3 protein-coding genes are annotated in these 3,707 nt (G+C 67.3%); all 3 read right to left on the reverse strand.

All coding sequences use genetic code 11. The features are described from left to right. Positions 1–222: 222 nt before the first annotated feature. Positions 223–879, reverse strand: coding sequence for a lytic polysaccharide monooxygenase (locus tag ACWD1Z_RS36780; RefSeq protein ID WP_451125176.1), 657 nt, complete (start codon positions 877–879; stop codon positions 223–225). 80 nt (positions 880–959) lie between these two features. Continuing rightward, positions 960–1,409, reverse strand: coding sequence for a DoxX family protein (locus ACWD1Z_RS36785; protein ID WP_451125178.1), 450 nt, complete (start codon positions 1,407–1,409; stop codon positions 960–962). Between the two features lie 80 nt (positions 1,410–1,489). After that, the coding region (locus ACWD1Z_RS36790; RefSeq protein WP_451125180.1) for a family 49 glycosyl hydrolase at positions 1,490–3,707 on the reverse strand (2,218 nt) is incomplete at its 5' end.

A 3,707-nucleotide genomic window follows, 5' to 3' on the forward strand; every position in this document is an offset into this window, starting at 1 on the left:
TTTCTGCGGTGTCGGTTGCCCAAGTCCGGGTGCAGTGCGGGAGTCCGTTCTGCGTAGGAGCTGAGCAGAGCTGCGTCAGTGACAAGCCTGATGGCTGCCTTCGTCGGGTGTGACCGGACATGGCGGCCGGCCGGTGACGGGGGAGTGGGGGAAGGCCCCGCGAGGTGTGCGCCTCGCGGGGCCGGCATGCCGGGGTGCTGGTTCAGCCGCGTCCGGCGGATGTCAGGTGAAGTTGACGTCGCTGCACAGGAAGTACTTCTGGTCCATGTGTGACGCCTTCCAGACGGTCACCACGACGTGCCGTCCGCTGTAGCCCGACGTCGAGACGTCGGTGACGTAGTGCGGCTGGTAGGAGTAGCGGCCGGTCCTCTTCACCAGTTCCAGGTCGTTCCACCCGATGAGCTGGTACTCGGGGTTGAAGCCCTGCTTGGTGACGTAGACCTCGAGCCAGTCGGCGCCGTGTCGTGCCTCGTCGTAGATGTCGACGGTGAAGTTGGAGCCGACGTTGGTCGTCTTCCAGGGGCCGGGGCGGTCGAGCGGCCGGTAGTTGGTCTCGCCCTGCCCGCCGGCGCTGCAGATCTGGCCGTCGGGGATGACCTGCTTGTAGTTGTCCCCGGTGTTGTTGGCGTACACGGCCTTCCATGCGGCGATGGCGTTCGGGTTCTCGTGGTAGGTGCGGTAGCACATGGGGTCCTGTGCCTCGTTCGGCTCGGTGTATCCCCAGCGCTGCAGGCAGCCGTAGTTGCGGGTCTCCGGGGTGATCACCGTGCCGTGTGCGGCGGCCGACGGTGCGAGCGGGAGCAGGCACAGCAGGCTGGTGGCCACCACTCCGGCGCCGAGCGCGGTGCGGCGCGTGGGTGTCGCGGGTGTGCGGTTCATGGTGCTCTCCCTCCGGTTGTTCGGGGGTCGCGGGCGGAGGACTCCCACCCGCGAATTACGTGCACATGACAGCCAGGGGTTCAGGTTCCTTGCGTGTCCGGCACCTCCTTCCTGGGGGCGGGTCGCGTGCTCGCGCGAGGGGCGAGCAGCGCCGTCACCGGCCAGCGGCCGGGGCCCAGGGCGGCGATGAGGAGGAAGGCCCAGCAGAACAGAGCCGCCTGCTCGCCGCCGTTCTCCAGAGGGAACAGGCCGTCGGGCTGGTGGTGGACGAAGTAGGCGTAGGCCATGGAGCCCGAGCACAGGGTCGCGGCGGTCCGGGTGAGCAGTCCGGCGAGCACCAGGCCCCCGCCGACGAGCTGGATCACCGCGGCCCACCATGCCGGCCACTGGCCCGGCCCGGGCGTCGAGCCTCCGTGGGGTCCGCCCAGGACGTCGAACAGCGTCGCGGCCCCGTGGCAGGTGAACAGCAGCCCGGTGACCATGCGGAACAGGCCCAGGACGGTGGCTTCGTGGCGTGCGGGAAGGTCCACGAGGGTGCTCCTTCCAGGGATACCGGAGTGAGGATGGCCGTCGGCGGTGCGGGTGTGCCGACGGCCACCGGTCGGGTCGGTCAGCTGGTCTGAGTCCACTTCTGGCTGGCCCAGCCGCCGCAGTCCCACAGGTGCAGACGGGCGCCGTCGGCGGTGCTCTGGCCTTGAATGTCCAGGCAGCGGCCGGACTTGAGGTTCTTCAGGCTGCCGTCGGTCTGGAAGGCCCACTTCTGGCTGTCCCAGGTGCCGCAGTCCCACAGGTGCGCCTTGGTGCCGTTGGCGGTGGCGCCGCCCTCGACGTCCAGGCACTTGCCGCCGGACTTCAGTTGCTGACCGTCCAGGGCCCAGGTCATCGACGGCGTGTTGGCGCAGGACCATTGCTGGGCGGCGGTGCCGTTGGCCGTGCCGCCGTCGGCGCGGTCGAGGCACTTGGAGGTCGCCCCGTTGACGATCTTGGCGCCGGTGACCGGGTCGGGGTCGGGGTTGTTGCCGCCCGGTCCCCAGGCGTTCCAGTTGTCCCAGGTCTCGGCGTCGAAGCCGATCCGGCCGAGCTTGTCGGCGGCCCAGTTGGTGCCGGACTTGCTGATGGCGGTGCCGCCGACGGTGTAGTTCTCCAGCTTCAGCCCGCGGCTGTCACGCGTCTCGTTGCCGAGGGTGACCTTCTGTCCGGCGGAGTTGGTGTACCGCTTGAGGAGGCTGACCTGGGAGGAGGCGTCGAGCTGGTTCCAGGCGTCGATCCTGAGGTTCTTGACGTGGATGTTCTCGGTGCTGGACAGGGCGAAGACGCGGATCGCGCAGTTGGTCATCCCTTCGACGGTGATGTTCTCGAAGGTCATGTTCTTCACCCATGAGCCCGGGTCGGCCTTGGTGGTCGAGCCCATGTCCTCCCAGTGCGAGGAGGAGTTGAGGATGCAGGTGTTGTACTTGACGTCCTTCCAGTACATGCGGTTGTGGATGACGTGGGTGTTGCTGACCCGGACGTTGTCGATGGTGCGTGGGGTCCAGCCCCACTGGATGACGGGTCCGTTCTCGTTCTTCCAGACGACCGTGTTATCGATGCTGACGTCGCTGTGGTACATCTTCAGCACGTCGTCGTTGGCGTTGAAGAACGTGTTCTTCATGGTGCTGCCGCGGTAGAGCTCGATGCCGTCGGTCTGCCAGTACCAGGAACCGACCTGCTTGTAGTTGTCGACCCGCATGCTGAAGGTCTGCTCGTCGCCGTAGACCACGAAGGAGTGGTACGGCGGCTCGTTGATGGTCACGCCTTGCAGGTCCAGGTGCTGCTGGCGGCCCTGCGCGGAGGCGAACTGCAGCATCTTCACGCAGCTGGAGTGGCAGTTGGAGGCGCCGGAGAGGTGGTCGTAGTCGTTGTTGGTGTCCGCCTCGTAGACGTACTGCTCACCGGAGAGCACGCCCTGGCCGGTCACCCTGTACAGCCCCTGGCTGTCGTCGGGGAACCGGATGGCGCCCTTCACGTACGCGCCGGGGGCCAGGTAGACCCACTTGACCTGCTTGGGCAGCAGCGCGTGGTACTTGGAGGTCATGTAGTAGGTGCCGGGCCGGAAGTACACGATCTCCTCGCTGATCGTGTTCAGGTTGGTGACCTGGCCCTGCTGCGGGTAGTGGATGGTGCCGGAGGCCGACGTCGGCACCAGCCGGTCCTTCTCGGCCCCGGTCGGGGCCGGCTCGGCGAAGATCATCATGGAGTTGCGGGGCTCGGTGTGGATGGCCCGGTTGCCGCCGCCGCCCTGCGTGGTCAGCTTGCCGGCGTCGTTCGCGGGGCCGGACATGTCGTTGTACGCCGTGTACAGCTGCGGGTCGAACTCCACGGAGAACCGGTAACCGGCCGAGTTGTAGGGCACCTTGACGCGGACGGTGTCGGCGTCGACCAGTTGCTTGGCGAAGTTGAGGCTGCTGGGCCTGATCCTCACCTGGTCGGCGGAGGAGATCGTCTGGCCGGTGCGCAGGGAGACGTCGACCCACGCATCGGCCGTGTACTGGAAGGACGACCAGCTCATGGTGAGGTTCGCGGACGAGGAGAACTCCGCCCCGTCCTCCTTCGTGTAGCCGATCTTGCCCTTGCCGCTGCGCGGGATGCTCATGTAGGCGAAGGAGTCGTACTTCGTCGTCGGGGCCGCCGCGGTGGCGACCTGCACGTCGTAGAACGACGACCGCCGGACCTTGTCGTTCGCCACCGGGCTGGTGGTGTTGTACACGTGATTGTCGTGCCACCACGTCTTGAGCTGCGGGCTGTCGGCCGTGGTGACGGCCGCGGCCTCGGCGGCGGATGCCGCCCGG

The organism is Streptomyces sp. NPDC002784 (assembly GCF_053592135.1).